3 protein-coding genes and 1 other RNA gene are annotated in these 3,142 nt (G+C 36.3%); 1 reads left to right on the top strand and 3 read right to left on the bottom strand.

Annotated elements, in window-relative coordinates; translation table 11 throughout:
- Positions 1 to 276: 276 nt before the first annotated feature.
- Positions 277 to 469, bottom strand: a non-coding RNA gene (gene ssrS / locus ACFXN8_RS26375) — 6S RNA.
- Positions 470 to 716: 247 nt separating this feature from the next.
- On the opposite strand from ssrS, the gene ACFXN8_RS26370 reads away from it, so the two are divergent.
- The gene (locus ACFXN8_RS26370) at positions 717 to 1,055 is read left to right on the top strand and encodes a zinc ribbon domain-containing protein YjdM (protein WP_079563050.1); all 339 of its coding nucleotides are present in this window, start codon (positions 717 to 719) and stop codon (positions 1,053 to 1,055) included.
- 128 nt (positions 1,056 to 1,183) lie between these two features.
- Here the strand turns inward: ACFXN8_RS26370 and ACFXN8_RS26365 are convergent, their stop codons facing one another.
- Both ACFXN8_RS26365 and ACFXN8_RS26360 read right to left on the bottom strand, forming a co-directional pair.
- Complete coding sequence (locus ACFXN8_RS26365) at positions 1,184 to 1,696, bottom strand: zf-HC2 domain-containing protein (protein WP_386848317.1); 513 nt, start codon at positions 1,694 to 1,696, stop codon at positions 1,184 to 1,186.
- A gap of 366 nt (positions 1,697 to 2,062) precedes the next feature.
- Positions 2,063 to 2,701 (bottom strand): YfbR-like 5'-deoxynucleotidase, encoded by a 639-nt coding sequence (locus tag ACFXN8_RS26360; RefSeq protein WP_132363732.1) that lies wholly within the window; start codon positions 2,699 to 2,701, stop codon positions 2,063 to 2,065.
- Between the last annotated feature and the right edge of the window lie 441 nt (positions 2,702 to 3,142).

The raw sequence follows: 3,142 nt of genomic DNA, 5'->3' as shown, positions 1-3,142 counted from the left end.
TTTACTATCTCTATTTGAGAGTCTTTTATTTTCTTCAAAAACGGAAGAAACAGAAAACAGAAAATTCAATTAAAATTTATGCGACGTTAGTGATACATTATATAAGTAGAATTTTACAAAGAGCGTATAATATTTATGTTTTTATTGAAATTATGCTACTCATATTGATTTTGTCTATCGAAATCAAACTAAGTCTTAATTTGCAACAAACTTAAAAATCCACACAAAAAACACTCTCACCATGGTAGGTAAGAGTGATCTATTAAAGGTTATGTAGTAAAAGCCGCGTATGCCGTAGTTATTATAGAAAGTTTTAAACCACCACTCCTCAAAGTGGGTGTTCGCAGAAGCTTTCCTGCTTATCCTCATGCACCATGGTGTGAGGCCCGTCATTCCAACTCCAATAATAAAACTCCCTTTTACAGCTTAAAGGTTAAAACTTAATATTGTACGAACAATGCAGCCTTTAAAGATATAATAAGGCATGTTAAATAAACTTGCAAGTAAGATGGTTTGTACAAAAAAGTCAATGGGCAAGTGTCCCAATTCATACATTTCCAGAATGAAATATCTCCGGAAGCTTGAAACAGATTCATACATTATTCACAAAAGCGAACAAAAAATACGAACAACCTTTACTTAGTAGGACTTAGTATGTAAGATAAAGGAGCATATATAGGGTTTACCTAGAAAATAAGTATAAGGAGGAAGCGGAAATGGCAGCTTATCCAAATTGTCCGAAATGTAATTCTGAATACACATATGAGGATGGAACAAACTTTGTATGTCCAGAATGTGCACATGAGTGGAGCACTGATGGAACGGAGCAGGAGGCAGATACGCTAATCGTAAAGGATGCTAATGGCAATCTACTTGCCGACGGCGATTCTGTTACAGTTATTAAGGATTTAAAAGTTAAAGGTAGTTCTTCAACATTAAAAATTGGGACAAAGGTGAAAAGCATTCGTCTCGTTGAAGGCGATCACAATATTGATTGTAAAATCGATGGCTTTGGTGCAATGAAATTAAAGTCAGAGTTCGTTAAAAAAGCATAATTACTGTAAAAAGAGTCGTGATATGAAGCGTTCCAAATTGGAGGCTATCAAAATCGACTCTTTTTTTATTTGGATATTGGAAGTTGGCTCAGATACTTGGAGACAACTTCCTTCTGCAAGGTGGAACATTATTTTGTAAACCTACGAAATAAAATAGCGAAAGCAGCACCAAATAGTGCAAAAATAGTATGTAAAAGTGCTATGTAGCAAGCGCCAATCAACAGTGTACCAATTTCTGCGAACGTGTAGTTGATGACATAGAGTTGGTTATTTATATTGTTAATAATGGCCCATACGAAAACGGGTACAGAGCTGATGGCAAAAACAATCCAAATATTTTTGTAAAAGAAATAAGTAAGACAGCCAAAAATCGCGTATGATACAGCAAAGCTCGTTTGATTGCCAAGTAGGGAAGAGTTAATGGCAAACATAAAGGATAGTACGATAAAAACAAGGTGGAAAAATGTTACCGTTCTTTTCATTAGTAAATGATAGCCTAGTGTTTGCTTTGAAGTAGCAAGTTGCTGGCAATGCTCACAATTAGCTAAATGGTGTTCGACAAATTGTATAGTAGTTGCTTGGAGCGCTTGTTTCTTATACAAAGGGTATAAATCCTCTACAATTGAACATTCTTGTGACAAAGGCTTTCCTCCAATCGGTCTCCTTCCATTATACGACTTTTTAACTTCTTTCAGCAGATGAATGCGGGTTTAAGTTAATTTTCAGCGGGTGTCCAAACATCTGTACCTGTCGCTACGCTTTCGGTACAAAAAACATCCGCTGAAAGAAGTTAAAGCCTCCGGCGGATGTCACGGAATCGGAAAGGAATTCACATAGGATGTTAGCCTAAAATCATCGCATCCATGCGATAACGGCTAACTGACCTGCATCACGCAGGCCTAGGCACAAAGCCGATTCCAGACGCAATTATGCCAAGGCATAATTGATGAAAATAAAAAAAGCCTTCCGCGAGTTCATTCGTTCGGAAAACTTGTACATGCACCTTATTAATTTGATGTTAACACTTCATTCGTCAAAGCTTGAATATCAATATGCGTTTTTTCCTTCACAGCATCCTTCAGAATCTCAGTACGGAAATAGTGAACCGACGCTTCAAGAGGAATAGTTAAAATCTTGGAAAGGGCTGATTGATACATATGCACAAATTCTTTATCTGTGTTTCCACGTTTTAACTCAGCAAAGGCTTCATAAAATTGGTCAAGCTTATCAGCAAACTCAAGTAGGCGACCCTCTATAGTTTTATCCTTACCTTCTTTCATGCGCTCAAAGAAGACAGCCTGAAACTCTTGTGGAATCTCATCAATAATAAATTTCTCCATCATTTTCTCTTCCACATGTGCCAGCATTTGTTTAAGCTCAGGGCTCGCATGCTTTACTGGTGTTTTAATATCGCCGATAAATACTTCAGCAAAGTCGTGATTGATGGTTTTTTCATATAATGATTTCCAATTAATCGTAGCTCCATTCATTTCCTCAAGTGTGGCAAAGAACATCGCATACTGTGATACCTTCCAAGAGTGAGCAGCCACATTGTGCTCTTCAAATTTGAAGCGTCCAGGGCAACGAATAATTCGCTCTAGATCATTAAGACTTGTAAAAAATTGATGAATACCTATAAAAATCACTCCTTTTTGTTCTATATGTGCATGTTACTATAATATGTTTCGGTGTGTCTAGGGATACAAATTTACAATTGCCTAAAACAGTATTAAGGGTATCACCAAGCATGTTTGCTACTATTGTCATGTGACAAATTGCTCGCATAACATCATTGTGTCTAGGTTATGCTTTTCGGTATTGCTTTAAATGTGGTGAATAGTCATATTTTTCACTTCTTTAATATATTGTAAAAGGTTTCTTAAATTATCCCCAATAAGAAAGTTTATAAACACAGGGGAAGGAATTACTTTTAAGTCATTTGAACAACTGGTCAGGATTCTCATATTTTTTTATAGAAAAAAGCCACTCGTTTGAACTGCACCCCAATTGTTAGACACAATCTAACAATTGGAGGTGCAGTTTTTCTATGGCTAAATTTAGTGCAGAAGAAAAATTACAAGCTGTTG

The organism is Lysinibacillus sp. NPDC059133, assembly GCF_042755925.1.
GTDB lineage: Bacteria > Bacillota > Bacilli > Bacillales_A > Planococcaceae > Lysinibacillus.
Note: the sequence above shows the minus strand (reverse complement) of the source record. Positions and strands in the feature narration are given on the sequence as shown.

Excerpts from the sequence above, each read along its gene's own strand:
- ACFXN8_RS26370 (WP_079563050.1), top strand. The coding sequence starts at position 717 with ATGGCAGCTTATCCAAATTGTCCGAAATGTAATTCTGAATACACATAT.